This window comes from Tamlana sedimenti (genome assembly GCF_038148895.1).
GTDB lineage: Bacteria > Bacteroidota > Bacteroidia > Flavobacteriales > Flavobacteriaceae > Tamlana.
In genome coordinates, this window is record NZ_JBBVGQ010000003.1 from 219,515 (window position 1) to 238,296 (window position 18,782).

At 35.5% G+C, this 18,782-nt stretch carries 13 protein-coding genes; 5 read left to right on the forward strand and 8 right to left on the reverse strand.

Going from position 1 to position 18,782, the window contains the following annotated elements:
* Window positions 1-13: 13 nt before the first annotated feature.
* Entirely contained in the window at window positions 14-673 is a 660-nt protein-coding gene (gene nth, locus WJN01_RS09345) for an endonuclease III (protein ID WP_445196888.1), read from the forward strand.
* A 226-nt stretch (window positions 674-899) separates the two neighbouring features.
* On the opposite strand, the gene WJN01_RS09350 is transcribed toward nth, so the two are convergent.
* Window positions 900-1,484 (reverse strand): RNA polymerase sigma factor, encoded by a 585-nt coding sequence (locus tag WJN01_RS09350; protein WP_445196889.1) that lies wholly within the window; start codon window positions 1,482-1,484, stop codon window positions 900-902.
* Between the two features lie 238 nt (window positions 1,485-1,722).
* Between WJN01_RS09350 and uvrA the strand changes: the two genes are divergently transcribed.
* Entirely contained in the window at window positions 1,723-4,506 is a 2,784-nt protein-coding gene (gene uvrA, locus WJN01_RS09355) for an excinuclease ABC subunit UvrA (protein ID WP_445196890.1), read from the forward strand.
* Window positions 4,507-4,792: 286 nt separating this feature from the next.
* Window positions 4,793-8,044 carry a T9SS type A sorting domain-containing protein gene (locus tag WJN01_RS09360; protein ID WP_445196891.1) on the forward strand — a complete coding sequence of 1,084 codons (3,252 nt, stop codon included), beginning with the start codon at window positions 4,793-4,795 and terminating at the stop codon, window positions 8,042-8,044.
* Between the two features lie 90 nt (window positions 8,045-8,134).
* Here the strand turns inward: WJN01_RS09360 and WJN01_RS09365 are convergent, their stop codons facing one another.
* Both WJN01_RS09365 and WJN01_RS09370 read right to left on the reverse strand, forming a co-directional pair.
* Window positions 8,135-8,716: a porin family protein gene (locus tag WJN01_RS09365; protein ID WP_445196892.1), complete on the reverse strand. Its 582-nt coding sequence runs from the start codon at window positions 8,714-8,716 to the stop codon at window positions 8,135-8,137.
* A 96-nt stretch (window positions 8,717-8,812) separates the two neighbouring features.
* The gene (locus tag WJN01_RS09370) at window positions 8,813-9,913 is read right to left on the reverse strand and encodes a DUF3667 domain-containing protein (protein WP_445196893.1); all 1,101 of its coding nucleotides are present in this window, start codon (window positions 9,911-9,913) and stop codon (window positions 8,813-8,815) included.
* 163 nt (window positions 9,914-10,076) lie between these two features.
* Between WJN01_RS09370 and WJN01_RS09375 the strand changes: the two genes are divergently transcribed.
* Window positions 10,077-10,775 carry a hypothetical protein gene (locus WJN01_RS09375; RefSeq protein WP_445196894.1) on the forward strand — a complete coding sequence of 233 codons (699 nt, stop codon included), beginning with the start codon at window positions 10,077-10,079 and terminating at the stop codon, window positions 10,773-10,775.
* Between the two features lie 79 nt (window positions 10,776-10,854).
* Here the strand turns inward: WJN01_RS09375 and WJN01_RS09380 are convergent, their stop codons facing one another.
* Entirely contained in the window at window positions 10,855-11,724 is an 870-nt protein-coding gene (locus WJN01_RS09380; protein WP_445196895.1) for a cupin-like domain-containing protein, read from the reverse strand.
* Window positions 11,725-11,963: 239 nt separating this feature from the next.
* On the opposite strand from WJN01_RS09380, the gene WJN01_RS09385 reads away from it, so the two are divergent.
* Window positions 11,964-13,205 carry a hypothetical protein gene (locus WJN01_RS09385; RefSeq protein WP_445196896.1) on the forward strand — a complete coding sequence of 414 codons (1,242 nt, stop codon included), beginning with the start codon at window positions 11,964-11,966 and terminating at the stop codon, window positions 13,203-13,205.
* A gap of 96 nt (window positions 13,206-13,301) precedes the next feature.
* Here WJN01_RS09385 and WJN01_RS09390 read toward each other — a convergent pair whose 3' ends face one another.
* Genes WJN01_RS09390 through WJN01_RS09405 form a run of 4 tightly spaced genes read right to left on the reverse strand, consistent with a single transcriptional unit; the run spans window position 13,302 to window position 18,756 of the window.
* Window positions 13,302-14,759 (reverse strand): lipopolysaccharide biosynthesis protein, encoded by a 1,458-nt coding sequence (locus WJN01_RS09390; protein ID WP_445196897.1) that lies wholly within the window; start codon window positions 14,757-14,759, stop codon window positions 13,302-13,304.
* On the reverse strand, window positions 14,750-16,036 hold the full coding sequence (locus tag WJN01_RS09395; protein WP_445196898.1) for a glycosyltransferase family 4 protein: 1,287 nt from the start codon (window positions 16,034-16,036) through the stop codon (window positions 14,750-14,752). The genes WJN01_RS09390 and WJN01_RS09395 overlap by 10 nt, the downstream gene beginning before the upstream one ends.
* On the reverse strand, window positions 16,029-18,461 hold the full coding sequence (locus WJN01_RS09400; protein WP_445196899.1) for a YfhO family protein: 2,433 nt from the start codon (window positions 18,459-18,461) through the stop codon (window positions 16,029-16,031). The genes WJN01_RS09395 and WJN01_RS09400 overlap by 8 nt, the downstream gene beginning before the upstream one ends.
* 31 nt (window positions 18,462-18,492) lie before the next feature.
* On the reverse strand, window positions 18,493-18,756 hold the full coding sequence (locus WJN01_RS09405; RefSeq protein WP_445196900.1) for a DUF4834 family protein: 264 nt from the start codon (window positions 18,754-18,756) through the stop codon (window positions 18,493-18,495).
* Between the last annotated feature and the right edge of the window lie 26 nt (window positions 18,757-18,782).

Sequence of the window (18,782 nt, forward strand, 5' to 3'; positions counted from 1 at the left end):
AAAAATACAATTTATGACCAAAACAGAGCGGGTTGAATTTGTTATAAATACCTTAAATAATCTTTACCCCGAAATCCCCATTCCTTTAGACCACAAAGACCCTTATACCCTTTTGATTGCTGTACTTATGTCTGCACAAAGCACAGATGTGCGTGTAAACCAAATTACACCACTTCTATTTGAAAAGGCAGACAACCCTTATGATATGGTAAAACTTTCAGTTGAAGAAATTAGAGAGATTATAAAACCTGTGGGATTATCTCCTATGAAGAGTAAAGGGATTTATGGGCTGTCCAAAATACTCATTGAAAAACACAACGGAGAAGTTCCAAAAAGTTTTGAGGATTTGGAAGCTTTGCCAGCAGTTGGGCATAAAACGGCCAGCGTTGTTATGTCTCAAGCATTTGATGTTCCGGCATTTCCGGTAGATACGCATATTCACAGATTGATGTACCGATGGAATTTAAGTAATGGCAAAAACGTGGTTCAAACAGAAAAAGACGCCAAAAGACTGTTCCCGAGAGAATTATGGAACGATTTACACCTTCAAATCATTTGGTATGGTAGAGAATACTGCCCTGCGCGCGGTTGGGATTTGGAAAAAGACGTGATAACCAAAAGAATTGGACGAAAATCGGTAATTGAAGAATATTACAAAACAAAAAAGTCCTGATTCGAAAACCAGGACTTTCCTCAACTTAATTTAGAAGTGCTTCAAACTTCAATTTATTACAACTTATAACACTTAAAGCCTTTGAATAATTTAGAAGAAATTTAACCGTTTCTTCCTTCGGTTCGAGTTTTTCTAATTTAGAATTTTTCTCAGAGTAAATTTTTGCCATTTTATCAATTTAAGGGTTAATTCAAATCAATAACGCAACAAAATTCACTTTATTGTGTCAATTGGTTAAAACAATATTATGTTTATCAATAATCTTTCGCAAATTAATTAGGGCATAACGCATTCTTCCCAATGCTGTATTGATGCTAACCCCTGTTTTATCTGATATTTCCTTAAAGCTCATATCGTTGTAAATACGCATTAACAATACTTCCTTTTGGTCCTCAGGAAGCTCATCAACCAATCTTCTAACATCGTTTTCAACCTGTTCTTTAATGATTGATTTTTCGGCATTCAAACTAGAATCGCTCAAAACAGAAAAAATACTGAATTCCCCTGCATTGTCAAATTTTGGCATCCTGTTGTTCTTTCTAAAATAGTCTATGACCAAATTGTGTGATATGCGCATTACCCATGGCAAAAACTTGCCTTCTTCGTTATAGTTACCTCGTTTCAGTGTTCTGATAACTTTTATAAACGTATCCTGAAAAATGTCTTCGGCAACATCTTTATCATATACTTTGGAATAAATAAAACTGTAAATTTTCTGTTTGTGCCTAACAATAAGTGTCTCAAGGGCTGATTCATTACCTTTAATGTAATGACTAACTAGAGCAGCATCTGTAATAAGTTCGTGTTGCATAATTTTTACTTTTAGTGCATAGAAGATAAGGGCTTCTTTGCTTGGGGTTAAATGTTTAAAAGTAAAAATATGCTATAGGCGTACGTTGATTTAATTGCTATTACGAAACCAAAGATAACAAGAATCGTTCCTAAAAAGCAAAAATTAACACTTTTTTTTAACATTCCTTTAAGGAATAATGCATTTTTTAGGCTCAACTAGTTATTATATCTTTGCAAAATTATTCCTGAAAACGTCTATGAATCCCAGTATTTCTGAAGTAAATCCAAAAGAAAACATCATTATAAAGGGTGCTAACTTGCACAATTTAAAAAACATTGATGTTGTTATACCACGAAATAAACTAGTGGTTATCACTGGCTTATCTGGTTCGGGAAAATCAAGCTTAGCTTTCGATACGCTTTATGCAGAAGGACAAAGACGTTATGTTGAGAGCCTATCCAGTTATGCTCGCCAGTTTCTTGGTCGGTTAAACAAACCAAAAGTAGATTATATTAAGGGTATAGCTCCTGCTATAGCCATTGAGCAAAAAGTGAATTCCACTAACCCACGTTCAACAGTCGGCACTACCACAGAAATTTATGATTATTTAAAACTGCTATTCGCTAGAATTGGCAAAACTTATTCTCCAGTTTCTGGAAATGAGGTGAAAAAGGATACCGTTACCGATGTTTTAAATTACCTAAAGTCTTTTCCAGAAAGAGAAAAGCTTTTACTCCTTGCTCCCATTCACTTGGAAGAAGGGCGCACCATGGAAGACAAGCTTAAAACACTGCAACAGCAAGGCTATGCCAGAATAAAAAAATATGATGAGGTTTTAAGGATTGACGAAGTTGAATCCGTTTCCACCAAAGATGAAATTAAATTGGTTGTTGACAGGGTAATTGTGCAGCACGATGAAGATTTTTATAACCGATTGGCAGACGCCATTCAAACAGCCTTCTTTGAAGGTAAAGGCGAATGCATTATTGAACAATTATCAGATGGCAAGCAACGTCATTTTAGCAATAAGTTTGAGTTGGATGGCATCAACTTCCTAGAGCCAAACGTTCACTTGTTCAGTTTTAACAACCCCTACGGTGCTTGTCCAAAATGCGAAGGTTATGGCGATATTATTGGTATTGATGAAGATTTGGTGATTCCAAATACAGGACTTTCTATTTATGAAAGCGCCATTTTTCCCTGGCGAGGTGAAAGTATGAGTTGGTATAAAGACCAATTGGTGAATAATTCGCATAAATTCGATTTTCCCATACACAAGCCCTATTTTGAGTTGAGCGACACACAAAAACAATTGATTTGGGAAGGCAATAAATATTTTGAGGGGTTGAATTCCTTTTTTGCCGAATTGGAATCAAAAGCCTATAAAATCCAAAACCGTGTGATGCTTTCGCGCTATCGTGGAAAAACCAAATGTAAAACCTGTAACGGGAAAAGACTAAGGATTGAAGCAAACTATGTAAAAATTAGTAGCGCAACAATTACAGATTTAGTTGAAATGCCTCTAAACAAATTGGCCAATTTTTTTAATCAACTTGAACTTAATGATTATGACACCCAAATTGCAAGCAGATTACTTAAAGAAATCAACAACAGGCTTTCGTTTTTAGCCAATGTAGGGTTAGATTATTTAACCTTAAACCGAAAATCGAACACCCTATCGGGAGGTGAAAGCCAACGCATTAATTTGGCAACCTCATTGGGGAGCAGTTTAGTTGGGTCTATGTATATACTGGATGAACCCAGTATTGGCCTTCACCCAAAAGATACCGAACGCTTGATTTCAGTATTAAAATCTTTACGTGATTTAGGAAACACAGTAATTGTAGTAGAACACGATGAAGACATCATGAGAGCTGCCGACACCATAATAGATATAGGGCCCGAAGCTGGAACCCTAGGCGGACAAGTGGTGGCGAAGGGTACTTTTCAGGAGATTCTGAAGTCCAAATCTTTAACGGCACGATATTTAAATGAAGATTTGAAAATTGAAGTGCCAAAAACCCGAAGAACCTCAAAATACCATATTGACATCATCGGAGCCAGAGAAAACAACCTTAAAAACATCAATGTTACTTTTCCATTGGGGATGCTTACGGTTGTTACTGGGGTCTCAGGTAGTGGGAAAAGCACCTTGGTTAAAAAAATCCTTTACCCAGCGTTACAAAAAAAACTAACGGATTTCAGCGATAAGCCAGGACAATTTTCATCCTTAGACGGAAATTTCAGTAACATTAAGCATATTGAATTTGTTGATCAAAATCCTATTGGAAGGTCTTCACGCTCCAACCCTGTAACTTACATAAAGGCATACGACGATATCCGAAACTTGTTTTCCAAACAAAAGTTGAGTTTAATAAGAAATTATCAGGCAAAGCATTTTTCATTTAATGTGGATGGTGGTCGCTGCGAAACTTGTAAAGGTGAAGGCGAAGTAACCATTGAAATGCAATTTATGGCCGATGTGCATTTAGAGTGTGAAACTTGTAAAGGCAAACGCTTTAAAAAAGAAGTTCTTGAAGTTGAATTCGCCAACAAAAACATTGATGACATTTTAAACTTAACCATTGATGATGCTATAGCCTTTTTTGAAGAAAATAAGCAGTCTAAAATAAAAGCCAAATTACAACCCTTACAGGACGTTGGCTTGGGCTATGTTACTTTGGGACAAAGCTCCTCTACCCTTTCTGGCGGTGAAGCACAGAGAATTAAGCTGGCTTCTTTTTTGGGCAAAGGATCAAGCAAAGAAAAAGCACTCTTCATTTTTGATGAGCCAACAACAGGGCTCCATTTTCATGATATTCAAAAACTCTTAAAATCGTTTGATGCGCTTATAAAAAATGGTCATTCCATAATAGTTGTGGAACACAACATTGATTTAATTAAATGTGCCGACCACGTCATCGATTTAGGCCCAACGGGAGGCGAAAACGGCGGAAATTTAGTAGCTTTTGGTACTCCAGAAGAAATTGTAAAGGTGAAAGATTCCGAAACTGGAAAGTTTTTAAAAAATAAAATTTAATTTTTCTTTTGACACTTTATTCTTTGTTTAAAAGAAAAAACCTACGTCAAACTTAATTTTAAGTTATTTTAACGGAACTTTATTTCATTTAGACCAACGTTTTTTTCTATAAAACTATTTTCACACTAATTCTTGGGTAATCGATTTCGCAAAAAACGACTTATGAAATCGTTCAGCGTTCAAAAATACCACTGATTTATTATTAAATTTTAAATATTAGCAGTGTTTAGGCATAAACACTAGTAATGTTTGTGACGAAATTATTAACTATAACATAAACTAAATTATGAAAAAACAAATTACATTTTTATTGTTTACGTTGTTATTTGCATTGGCTTCAAGTCATGTGATGGCACAACAAAATGTCTTGTATATTTTACAGGACGGCACAAATGACGAAGGTAATGGCAGCTCGTTACCAGGGAACGATCCAATAACGAGAATGTTGGAAGCAGATGCCAATTTTACCGTTTCTTGGGTTAAAATAGCCAATGCTGATTTTACCGTTACGGAAATGGGCACTCAGGCTGCTGGAAGCAATGCTGTATCAAGTCCAGTTAGCTTAACGGGTTTCGATTTGGTAATTGCTAGCGAAAGTTTGGCTTCATCAAATGCTGCTTTTAAAGCCGGCAATCCGTTACACCCAGACCAAATAACAGCACCTGTTATCTACGGAAAATCATATGCTTTTAGAGGTAGTTCAACCGCATTGGTTACTTCTGCTACGGCAGATGTTACAAGAACCCAAGAGCTATCTATGACTGTTGTAAATGGCGCAAGCCCATTATTTAATGGTATTGACACTTCTGGTGGTACCGTTGAATTTTTAAGAACTACTTCAGATGATAAAGGTAATGTAGGCCCTTACGCCTGTGATGTTGTTCATGATATTGAAATATCATCTGCTACTACTCTAGTAGCTTCTGTGCCACAACTTACCGATAATGCTACTTCGGTTGGCATTAACTACTTCCCTTCGGGAACTCAAGTTGGGACTACTGCTGATGGTACTTTTGCACAAGATGCTATAGCGTTCCCTTTCAACTTTGGTACCATTAGAAAAATGGACGGTGGTAATGTAACTTCAGAATTCTTAACCATTTGGAGAAATGCAGCTTATATGTTAACAGGACAAACCGTTCCAGCAACATTATATGTAAATCCAGATTATGATAAGTATGAAATTATTGAAGAAACAACAGTTTACGACTTTAGAGATGGCTCAATTATTCCGGATAATTCAGAAGGTTACGTCATTCAAGGATCGCCAGAAGCTCTTGCTGCTCCTCAAACTGATAGATTAAAAAGTGCTGACGGAAGATTGGATTATAGACATGCGCCAAACGATAATTTCCATAGTACACAATATGGACTAGATATGAAAAATGGCTCTAGAGTTCTACTAAAACCTCTTGGAACCGCTGTTGTTAAAGTTCCTTTATCTGAATATTCAAGTCTAGACTTTGATTTTAAAATGGCTAACAATAACAGTAAGTCATGGATTAAAGTGAACGGCAATTCACAAACTACCAATCCTTATCAAGAAGTTCTTGATGCTACAGCTACTTCTGGACAAGATTTAAATGAATTCATTACTATCGAATTCTTTGCTACAGTTGGCAACTCACAAAATTTAGAGTTTTTGGCTTCTGATGTTAATGGAGGTTCTGATATCTACTTACCATATATGGAAGTTACTTACCAAATTTTACGTAAGAAACCTGTAAAAATTCTTTACTTAAACAATGCGAATACAAATGATGAGGGCGGCCAAGCTTCAGTACCGGGTAATGATGCCATTACAAGAATGCTTAATGCCGATGAAAATTTTGAGGTTACTGCTGGAACCATAGATGGTGTAGGAGCGATTTCACCTGCAGACCTTAGTCCATTCAACCTTATCATCATTCAGGAAAGCGTGTCCTCAGGCAGCAACGCTATGAAACCTGATTTAGGACCTCTAGCGCTCAAAAGCATTACGGTACCGGTAATTTATTGTAAATCGGAAGCTTTTAGAGACGGAAGGGCCATTACTGATGTTACTGCACCAGTTGCCGGTATTGCAAACGTTAAAACTAGTATCTCAGTTACGGTAGATCCAGCAAATCAAGGCAACCCTTTATTTAGCGGAATAGATTTTTCTGGCGGAAATGATGTAAGATTATTTAAAAGCGGTGCCGCAGATAACGGAACAGCTGGAACAACAGGCCTTAAAGTTCTTAACAACCTAGATATTTCAAATGTAGCAGGAGGCACTTTGGCCACTACTCCTGAGGTTATAGATCCAGCCTCATCTATTGTAATAAATCATATTCCTGCAAACACTCAATTAGGTGAGAATGCGGCTGACCAAGCACCTGTAGATATTGTTGCTTTCGCGTTTGGCTATGGTGCTCAAGTAAGAGGTGATGGTGCCAACATAAGCCCTGAAGCATTAACTATTTGGAGAAATGCCGTTTATATGCTTTCTGGACTTACTGTACCAACTACTTTAGTTGAAAACCCTGATTATTTCCTTCCTAAGGAAATAGCCTACGTACAGTTATCAGGTTATTCAACAGCTGCTGGGGCTTCTACAACCACAAATGACCCTATTACTAGAATGTTTGATGCTGACGATAAATTTAATATAACGGTAATTGAAACGGATGCCGCAGGCACAGGTCTAGATCTTGCTGGTTATGATTTGGTTATTGCTCAAGAAACCTTTGGTTCTGGCAATGGTATATGGAAACCAACTGGTCCTCTAGGTGTGAAAAATGTATCTGTTCCTGTTATTTATAATAAAACTTGGGCTTTTAGAAATAACCTTGCTATTACTGATGCTGATGCTGCTGTTTCAGGAACTCAAAATGTATCTGTTACCGCAACAAACACAGCCCACCCTCTATTTAAAGGAATTGATTTTTCAGGTGGTAACGACATTAGAATTTTTGCTGAGGCTACAGCCGATAATGACGGCAGTGTTGGAGGAAACAAAGCTATTGATATCTTAAATAATCTTGAGATTTCTAGTCCAGCTGCTGCTAGTATAGCGACTGTTCCTGAAGTTACAGATGCCGCAAAAGCTTTTGTAATCAATTTTATACCTTCTGGTACCCAGTTAGGTGAAGATACTAATGATGTACTTCAAGTTAACGCTGTTGCTTTATCATTTGCTTATGGTGCCATGATTATGGGAGACGGTGCTAATATTAGCCCTGAAGCTTTAACCATTTGGAGAAATGCCGCTTATATGCTTACATGGGGCGCTGGAGAAATCCCTGACACATTAGTAGCTAATCCAGATTTCACGTTAAGTATTGATAAAGCTGGTGAAGTTTCAAACGTTTCTTCTAACGTTAGAGCGATTGGAAACAGAATTTATGTTTCTGACGTAAAATCTTCAACAGAAATTAACATTTACAGTATCTCTGGAGCTTTAGTTAAATCATTTAAAACTAATTCAGATGTAGATTTTAACTTCAATACAGGTCTTTGGATTGCTACAGTTAAAACCTATGAAGGTGCAAAAGCTGTTAAATTATTGGTTAAATAATTATTGCAGAATAATTGAAATTATACAACCTAAAAAAAGGGGTGCCAATCGGCATCCCTTTTTTATTTTCAGTATGTTATAAATGATTAATTAAAACTTATACCCCAGCCCGACCTGTATGTTATTTAACTTAACGGAGCTTCCGCTCGGCGCATTTTCCCATAAATTTGACAAACCAAGATTATATCTCGCGGAAATAGCAATGTTGTCGGTAATATCATATTGTGCCCCTGCATCAGCACCTAAATTAAAAGATTTTATTCCTGTGGGAGCATCTAAAAGGAATCCAAAGTTTGGACCTGCAACAACGCTTAGTTGGTCAATAACTTCATATTTAGCCAATATAGGTGCTTGAATTTGGTTTAAATTATCCTTGATTGACAAAAAATTAATCTCAGGCTGAACTTCAAACTTATCGCCTAAACTTAAATCAGTGAAAAATACACCCACATAAAACCCTGTTCTATTTGTTTTGTTCTTAAAACTTTGCAAAGCGCTGGCTGAAGTCTGCGATTCTACAGTAACAAAAGTCTTTTTCGCAATGGCAGATTCAGGAGAATAGTCCACTTTACTCACATCCTGGGATGAATTGACACCAGCATGTAAACCTACACATGAGCTTAATAATAATGAGGCAAAACAAAATGACATGAAAGAAATTAAATTTTTCATAATTTGGTTGTTTTTAGGATTAATATACTCCAAGATACTAAATATCAAAGACTTAATACGCTCCCTCTTTGAAAAATGTTCAAATGCAGAGTTCAATTAATAAAACAAAAAAGCGAAAACCCCAAGGATTATAACCGTTAAGGGGGCTACTACGGACAAAAACAAAAATGTAGTTAAACTGGTTTTAAGGATTGTTTTAAACCAACCTTGTTCATAAAAATGCTTCAAACCCAACAACAAATAAAAGAAGGTTGACAGCATGACTATAAAATCCAGCCAGTCTGGAAAATCATAAATAAAGTTAATGATTAGGATAACACTAAACACCGTAAAAAGAAAGGCAAAATAATAGAAACTGAATACCAAGTGATGCGCGTACAAACCATGTTTTCTATAGAACAGTTTTAAAATGAAGGCGAAAATGGGTAACAAAAAAAACATGGCAATAGGAATGGTGTCATAAAATGCTTGCAAAATGCTTCCACCCTTTCTAGATTTATAAAACTTCAAGCCTTGGGCATATAACCTTCTTTTAAATGCACCATCACCTTCTTCCAAACCCATTTGCTTATAAATTTCTTCATCTGGCGCTCCTATGGCTATAAGAGAATCAATTGCTTTGGTGCCTAAATCAAAGTTTAAGGTATCACTCGCACTTAAACGTCCGGTGTTTACCAAAGTATCTATTTGCTTTTCAGACAAACCTGTTAAAGCTTTGTTCTTTTTCAAAACATCTCTCACGTCCGCTCTATCAATCGAATCCGTTAAATTTTGTTTTGTTCCATCAACACTCACGATAGAATCCAAGACATGCTGCAGCGTTAAACCATCTGTATTTTTTTCATGTTTTAATGTTTTGGCCAAACTATCATCTATACTTTCTATTTGTTGACGCTGAACAAAGGAAAAAAGAAAGAAAAACACAACGGTTATAAACAAATACATTTGGGCAGGATGCAAATAAAGTAAGCGCTTACCAGCTATAAATTTTCTTGCCAAAAATCCAGGCTTAAAAAGTAAAGGCAAAAAACTCTTGAAAAAACGGGCATCAAAAGAAAAGTAATTGCTTATGGTATTATAAAACAACACTTTTACCGTCAGCTCATCCTTTGCCTGTTGGCCACAATGCGGACAAAACTTAAAACCGACCTGAAATTGTTCTTCACAATTTTTACAAGTTTGCAATTGGTTTTTCATTAAAATGATTGGTTTACATAAAAATATGAAAAGAATTTTAACAACCATAAATTTTAAAGCTTTGAAAACAAAGTAATTATAATTTTGGCACGCAAATTGAAAACCATAAAACAATAGCGGAAGCCGAAAAGCTAAAGAGTAGGCTAATTAAAATCCTATGATTATGAAAAGAGTATTACTAGTATGTGCAGGTTTGTTAATAGGACTAACAACTGCATCAGCAACAGAGACAACCACCGAAAAACCAAAAACAAAAATAGATATCAATAATAATTACCGTTATGCAGAGCCTATTATGTTTTTGGAACGGGGTATTGAATTCCTCATTTTCCCTGACGGAAGTTTTGATTTCAATACCCATATCAATAACAACGGGCACAATGATGACTTCTATTTTAGAAACAGTAATTCTAGAAGAGGAAGTATAAATGCATCCTATAGTGGGCCAAATGTTAGTGTTCAATACAGTTCTGATTTTGCGAACAGAGGTGTTTCCATATCACGAGATCGAGATGGTAAAATTAGACGCATTGGACATGTGTATTTAAATTATAATAGATATGGTAAAATAACCCGTGTTGGATCAGTATTCATTGGCTATGGTAGAGGAAGAACTGCAACTCTAACACAGGTGGGCGGATTACATGTTAATTACAACCGTTGGGGTGAAATTGTAAGTACCCACGGGAAAGTGAACAGATATGACAGCTATTGTAATTTTTGTGGTGACCATTCCTGTACAATTAGTCATGAACATGGAAACAATGGATATTACCATGATGACCATGATAATTACGATGACGGTTACTACTACTACAAACAAAATGGCAAAGTAAAAAAGCAAAAGAAGAACAAAAGATAATTTGAAAATAGTTATTAGTTAAAAACAAAAAACTCGGAGTTTAAATAGCTCCGAGTTTTTTATTCTTTATGTTATTAAATTAATTAAACTTGCTTAAAACCTTACCGTCCACTACCCTATGGCAAGTACAATTGCCTTTTTTGTAATAACCTCTGCAGTGTAAACTGTATAGAAAACTTTCAAAAGTTTGTGTAAAAAGAATATCTGGTAAAAAGGCGCCAAAATTACTAATGCTTATTGATGTGTCTAACGATTTCACATAATGCCACCACTTTTTGGGTATAAAAAGCACATCGCCAGGCCGTAAAACCACACTAAAAAATTTTACTTCCTTAAATTTTGGGTGCTTGGATTCATCGTAATTGTTAATGTCAACTTCACTTGATGTGGCCCCTAATTCAAATTTATCACTTATATACATGTTTTTGTTATCCTTTGGAGCAACCAAAACTACCAACTTCCTTCCCATTACTTGTGCCAAAAGATTATTTAAAGAATCGTAATGCAATCCCGTAATTGTACCTTCTGGTCCAATCCAAGCATAAATATTGTTTCTTTTTGTGAATTTGGTGAGAATGGACAAATCAACATCATCCTTCAAATGAGGAAAACGGTCAAAAATATTGAACAGGGTTAAATAAGCTATATCCTTTTTGTCCCTATACTCATTTTTTATAATGCTCTCTATATACGTTTTTAAATTTTCTCTTACGAAATTAGTTTCCTTTTGGTTATTTGCACCGATCTCCAACGACACAGGGCTTTCAACTTCTAAATCAGCCAAAAAGTCTAAAGTCCATTTTTCTTTGGCTGCCCAATCATGGCCATAGCCCTTTAGTACCACAGGCTTATTTTTGTTTAAATAAAACTTTTTAAAATTATTTGAATCAAAATTAGTGGTTTCTTCTATTTTCTTGCTTTTTGAAAGTATCTCGTCTAAAAAATCCATAGCAACCTTTTTATACAATGTAAGTTTGTCCGAAATTATGTGTATTTCTAGATATAAACAAATTTGAATTTATTAAAACGCTCATTTACAAAATAATCAGGACTAAAAACATTTTACCAAATTAAGCATGACTGTAACCTGTTGAAAATGTGACCTTTTAACTTATTTAAACGTAAATAATTATTTTTTGGCACGCTGTTTGTAATTGTGTAATCGTATCATATTTAAAACATCAAATCATGAAAAAGTTTATTTTAATATTAGCAGGTTTAGTCCTAACAGGATTTACTGTTAATGCAGCCACAAATACCTATTCAGAACATTTTGAAACGAACATTTACACTAGAGGTTATGGTAACTCTTTCATATTTGTTGAAGATGGTATTGAATTTTCGGTTTTTCCCGATGGCCAATTCGATTTTAATATTTTGCGAAATAATTCACGCTTTAACGTATCCATTGGTTCGCCTAATGTAAACATCAGTTTTAATTCGGGTTACGACTACAACGCTTATGTTCAGTATGATGAATTTGGAGCGGTTATTCAAATTGAAAACATTCCAATTTATTACGATTATTACGGGCGCATCAGTCAAGCAGGTAATGTAAACATCTATTACAACAACCTTGGCTATGTAACTAGAGTTGGTGGTTTATACGTGCACTATAATCGATATAATGTATTTTCACACTGCACAGGATTTATAAATATTTATAACAGAAGTTATATTTACAGACCTTGGCATCGTTTTTACAGCATACCAGCATATGACTACTGTGTGGTATACAACAGACCTTATAGACAATATTACAACCCTGTACGTTATGTTTATACAAGGCCATTTTATAACAATTACAGACCGAGAACATCTGTAGCGACTAGACGCGGTAGCACCATTGCTAGAAACAGTAGTTATGCAACTGTAAATAGAAGCCGACGAAATGTTACTACTGTTAATAGAACTGCTGATTCTAGACAATATGTGGCACAAAATAATGGTACAAGACGAAATGATAATTCGGTAAACAGAAATTCGAACACAAGAACCATAAACAGAGAAACAGCCTCGAGAAACAATAGCATAAGCCAAAGTACACGTAACAATGTACCCAATGTGAACAGAGAGGTAAAAAGACGCGAAAGTACAATTACCAAAACGCCTAATGGAAATAATTCTCAAATAAATAATACGAAAAGAACAAGAGAAACCGTTAATAGAACAGTACAGAGAAACAACAATGTAAGTTTAGGAACTATTTCTCGAACTAAAACTAGTACTTCTGTACAAAAACCAAATCGAGAAAATACTCGTACATATAGTAATAGCAATAATAGACAAGTAGCCCAACGTACCGCGAGCCAGCCAAGAACAAATCAGCAAAGCTCTGTTACAAGGTCTACACAAAACAGAAATACAAGAGCGGCACAAAACAGCTCTAGAAATGATACAAGATCATCTACAATGAGAAGAAGATCGTAATAATTTTGGTTGGTTAGTTTGGAAAGCCCTGCGATATGTTTGCCTCAAAGCAACATCGTGGGGTTTTCTGTTTTTAGGAAATAGCTCAATCGTGAACTAATTCAGTTTTAGATATCTTTTTATTAATGTTGAAATATCTTCAGAAAAATCAAATTTCAAAACTATAAAAACATAAAAAACGGTAATCAAAATAGATTTCACTCCAATGTTTACAATGGGATGAAACGTAAAGTCCCAGAAATAGAACAAAAGTGAGCTCGACACGATCAATATTCCAATTTTTAAAGTGGAATTAGTGAAAGGGAAAATTTTAAATTTCCTGTAAACAAAAAATAATTTTATGGAGTTATAAACAAAAACGGCTAGAAACGTAGCTATGGCTGCACCATTAATGCCATAAAGCGGAATGAAAACAATATTGAGCAACACCATTAAAATAACCAAGACCACACCCAAAACCAATACCATTCTATAATAATCGCTATTGAACAAAATAGCGTTATTGCTCCCTAAAAGTGCATCGTAAAGTTTGGAGATACTGATAACAAAAACCACAAATAGCCCACCACTGAACTCTTTTGGAATAATCTCATAAAGCTGATTGATGTTAACGATAATCAATAGAAAAATAAATCCTCCAACCACAAACAAGTTCACTGAGCTTTTTTTATACAAATCCCCCAAGGCCTCAAAGTCTCTTTCATTTAAATATTTAGCAGACAATGGCAATAAAATTTGATGCATGGCCCGTTGCGGAACAGCGATAACAGCAGAAATAAAAATAGCAACGTTGTAGTAAGCAATCTCTTTTATATCAATGTATTGCCCAAGCATTACCTTATCAACGTCCATCAAAACGGTTGCAATAGATCCGGCTATAATAATCAAAAACGAATACTTTAAAATCTTACTCAGATTACTCACCCGTTTGAAAGTTATTACGGGCAGTTTTATGCTAAACGCATAAATGTTCATTATCAACATTCTAATCACATAAACTGTAACCAATCCAATCATGAACTGATTTAAATCAATTATTTTAAAATGCAGGGCAAAGAGCAAAACCATGGCCCCCACTCTATGAAAAACTTCTTTCATAAAATTGCCAAAGACCGTTAACATTTGAACTTTTGCCCAAGCAAAAAATACTTCAAAATATGCCAAAGAAATAGCAACAATAATGGTGTGCCACAAATAATCTTTAATAATACTGTTACGCTGGGAAAGAAAATTTCCAATTATATCATAGCCAAAATGTGTTATGATAACCAATGGGATTATGACGCAAATTGGCAAAACCAACATTAAAGTCAAAAAACTATTCAGTGAAATACGCGTTTTAAAAGAGGAATAAAATTTGACCAAAGTATTGTGAATACCAAATGCCATTAAGGGCATGATTACATAAGCTAAGGACAGCATATAGCCTACCATACCGTAATATTCATCAGTTAAAAACTCAGTGTAAAGAAACAGGGTATTGATTGCGCCAATAAAAAAACCCAAATAGGTTGAGACAACATTTTTAAAGGATTGCAACGCAACTATGCCCATTGTAATAACTTAGCTAAAGATTGTGTAAGCGCCTTTCTGTGATACTTTTGCAAACCGATGGGGTGAGATTGCAACGTATTGTCTTTATACGCTTTATAATGTTCTAATATAATTCTTTTTAACGAGTCGTGATTGCTGTAATAAAAGTAGTTACCTGTATTGGTTTCTTTGATGATTCTTTCAACATCAGAACCAGTTGGCCCAATAGCAATTATGGGCCTGTTTGAAACCATATATTCAAATAACTTACCAGGAACAATACATTTGGTTTCTTCAGAATCTATTTCAATAAGCAAAAGAATTTGTGATTGTTTTTGGAATTTAACTGCTTCCATGTGTGACACATAACCAATAGTGTTTACACAATCACTTAAATTAAATTTTTTAATTGATAGCAGCACATTTTCACTTACTACCCCCACAAAATTGAGCTGAATGTCATTCTTAAAATCACTGTTTTCATTCACCAATTCACTTAAGACCTTCCATAAATTTTCAGGATTCCTTTTTGATAATAACGACCCAATATGTGCCAACGTAAATTTCGAATCCATTTTAAATTCCACAGGCTTCTCGGTATCATATCCGTTCGTAATTACTGCAATGGGTTTGGATGTTATATTTTGAAATTCATTTTGTGTTATAAAACTGGTAACGACAATTTGGTCTGCAGCATTTAAAACCTGTTTTTCCAAAGACTTATGCTTTTTTCCAGAAGACTTGGTAAGCTTCAACTGTTTATGGTAGCCTATGGTAGTCCAAGGATCCCGAAAATCAGCCAGCCACTTCACGCCTAACGCTTCTTTCAATTTTAAACCTATCAAATGCACACTGTGCGGAGGTCCGGTTGTAATTACACTTTTTATGTTTTCCTCTTGAATATATTTCAAAAGAAATTCAACTGAGGGCTTTACCCATCCCACACGGGCATCTGGAATAAAAAAATTGCCACGGATAAAAAGCATTAATTTTTCACTGAAAGACTGCTTTTTTTCTTCGGAAATTATGCCTTTACTGATTGTTTTTGACGCTTTTTTTGAAAATAGACCAGCTAATTTATAGGGTTCCTTTATGGGGTGTTTTATAACGGTTAAACCCTTTGAAACCTCAGAGATCAAACTTTCATCCAGCAATGGGTAATTAGGGTTTTCTGGAACGAAAACAATAGGTTCGATATTAAATTCTGGCAGATACTTGACAAACTTCAGCCATCGCTGAACCCCAGGACCCCCTGCCGGTGGCCAATAATAAGCTATTATGAGTACTTTGTTAGTCACTTTTAGCCTTCTTAAACTCGTAGAACAGGCCTCCAACCAACAGAGCCCCCAACAAAATGGAACCAGCCAAAGATATTGCGCTGCCTGTTTTCACCACATCCGGCTCAAATTTAAATTCTATAGTATGCTTCCCTTCTGGAACAAGCATACCTCGCAAAATGTAATTAACGCGCATGTGATTTGCCTCTTTTCCATCAACAAAAGTTTTCCAACCATTAGGATAATATATTTCGGAAAACACCGCAAAGCCTTCATTTGAATTGCTGGATTGATACTTCAAGTAATTTGGTTTAACTTTAACTAAATCAATTGAAGCAAGTGTATCTAAAACAAAACTTTCTTTAATATTTTCAATAGACTTGACGGCCTTATGAAGAGCGTATATAGCTTTGTTTTTATTGTCCAAACTATCCAGCATCATAATTTCTTCATCCGCAGAATCTACTCGTTGCAAATATTTAACAAACCATGCATTTCCATTGGCTTGGTCGTTGATATATGGAAATGTATTTCCTTTATCGTCTTGAGCAACAATATACTTGGTATTTAGCATATTTAGCACGTTGAGGTTGTTTTGGGAAATGTAAAAATCGAAAACCTCACTGTAACGTCTTAATTCAGCGGCATTATAACCGTTTAGGGAATTATGGAAATAAGAAGGTTTTGAAGGACCAGAAACCAAATCGAAAACACGATAATATGACTTGTCTTTCAAGATGTAATTGTCAACTTCCGTAGCCTCAAAAGGCTTGCTCATTCTAATACTTGGCACAAAATCCTCATTGTTCACATAGCGTCTATCCACGCCGACTAAATCAAATAGTATTAAAGCGGAAAACGCAACCAGCAGCCATTTCTCCTTTAGTTTGTCCTTTAAAAATAAATAAATAGCTACTGCCGACAACAAAACCAAAACAAAACTTCTAATGGTGTCTTGCGTAAACAATGTTTTTCTATCGGACTTTAAGGCATCAACAAAAGCTTGTCCATAATTCTGGTGATAAAAACCGTCATTAGCACCAGAAAAATCAAACAACGAGGACTTAAATAACAGAAAAACCAAAGCAATTCCTCCGGTTATAATTGTTGCGTATTTCAGGGCGTTGATTTTTTCGTCTTTCTTCTCAAAATCATTGAACAACCTTACCAAACCAAATATCGCTAACGCTGGGACACAAAGTTCCAACAATACTTGAATAGAGGTAACTGCACGAAACTTATTATAAAGTGGCACATAATCAATAAAAAAGTTGGTTAAAAAACCTAAATTCTTTCCATAGGACAACAACAGTGAAAAAATAGCACCTCCAACAAGCCACCATTTTAGCCTTCCTTTTACCAAAAACAAAGCAAAAACAAATAGAAAAAGCACCACAGCGCCAATATATGCCGGAGCTTCAACAATAGGCTGGTCACCCCAATACATCGGCGCTCGTTTTACTTCTTGAGCTGCTTGGGTTGTGGTTGCGCCAAGTTTACGAAACGCATCATAAGTGGCTGAGTCTTTTCCGATGTCTTCCCCATTTCCGCCACCCATGAATCTGGGAATAAAAAGGTTGAAGGTTTCGGCAAAACCATAACTAAACTGCGTGATATAATCTTTACTTAAACCTGATGTCGCTTCTTTTGGTGAACCATCAGCATTTATGGTCAATTCACTTTTACTGCGCTTACTTTCCTTTACGTACTCCTGCGTAGCCAAGATATTGGCGGCATTAAGCGTAATGGACAAAACCACAGCAGCCAACAAAACCCCAATGGATTTGAAATAATGTGGCAACATCCTCTTTTTTACCGCATCAATCAAATACGCAATACCCAAAATAATGACCAAAAACATTAAATAGTAGGTCATTTGAAAATGATTGGCAACCAACTCAAGCCCCATAGCAACGGCTGTCAATAAAAAACCTGCAATATATTTCTTTCTGAAAACCAAAATAATACCGCTTAACACCAACGGCATATAAGCAATGGCATGCGCCTTACTGTTATGGCCAACACCCAAAATGATAATTAAATAAGTTGAAAAACCAAAAGCCAAGGCGCCTAATGCAGCCAATTTAAAGTCAACTTTCAGAACAAGTAACAATATGTAAAACCCCAAAAAATAAAGAAATAAGTAATCTGCAGGCCTTGGTAAAAAGCGTAATGTTAAATCCAGTTGCTTAATATAATTATGCGGATATCTAGCCCCTAGTTGATATGTTGGCATGCCTCCAAACGCACTGTTTGTCCAATAAGTTTCTTCTCCCGTTTCAGCTTTAAAATCTTTTTGCTGCTTGCTCATCCCGATAAACTGAACAATATCGTTTTGATAAATAGTCTTCCCCTGCAGGACAGGATTAAAATAAGCCAAAGCGATTGCTACGAACCCCAATAAAATCAGGATATGAGGAATAAAACTTTTAAGTGAAAATTGCATGAAATGTTTTTAAGAAAAATGAATTCGGAAATTAGTCAATTTCTTCGAAATCAACATAATCACCAACATCTTTATTTGAAGTTTTAGTTTGCGGCATTTTGTCTATAGTGACCTCGCCTTCCTTTTTTGGAACTTCCTTTTCTTGCTGTCTTTGAAACTGTCCAAATTGACCACCAAAACGCTCTTCGGCTTTTTTTGCAGCGTACTTTACTAAATAAGGTGCAAAAATTCTGGAAAGTATTTTTATAGCATAATAAACAAGCGCTATAATAAGTATGGTTCTTAATAAACCCATTTTAGATTTTTGTTATTATAATGACA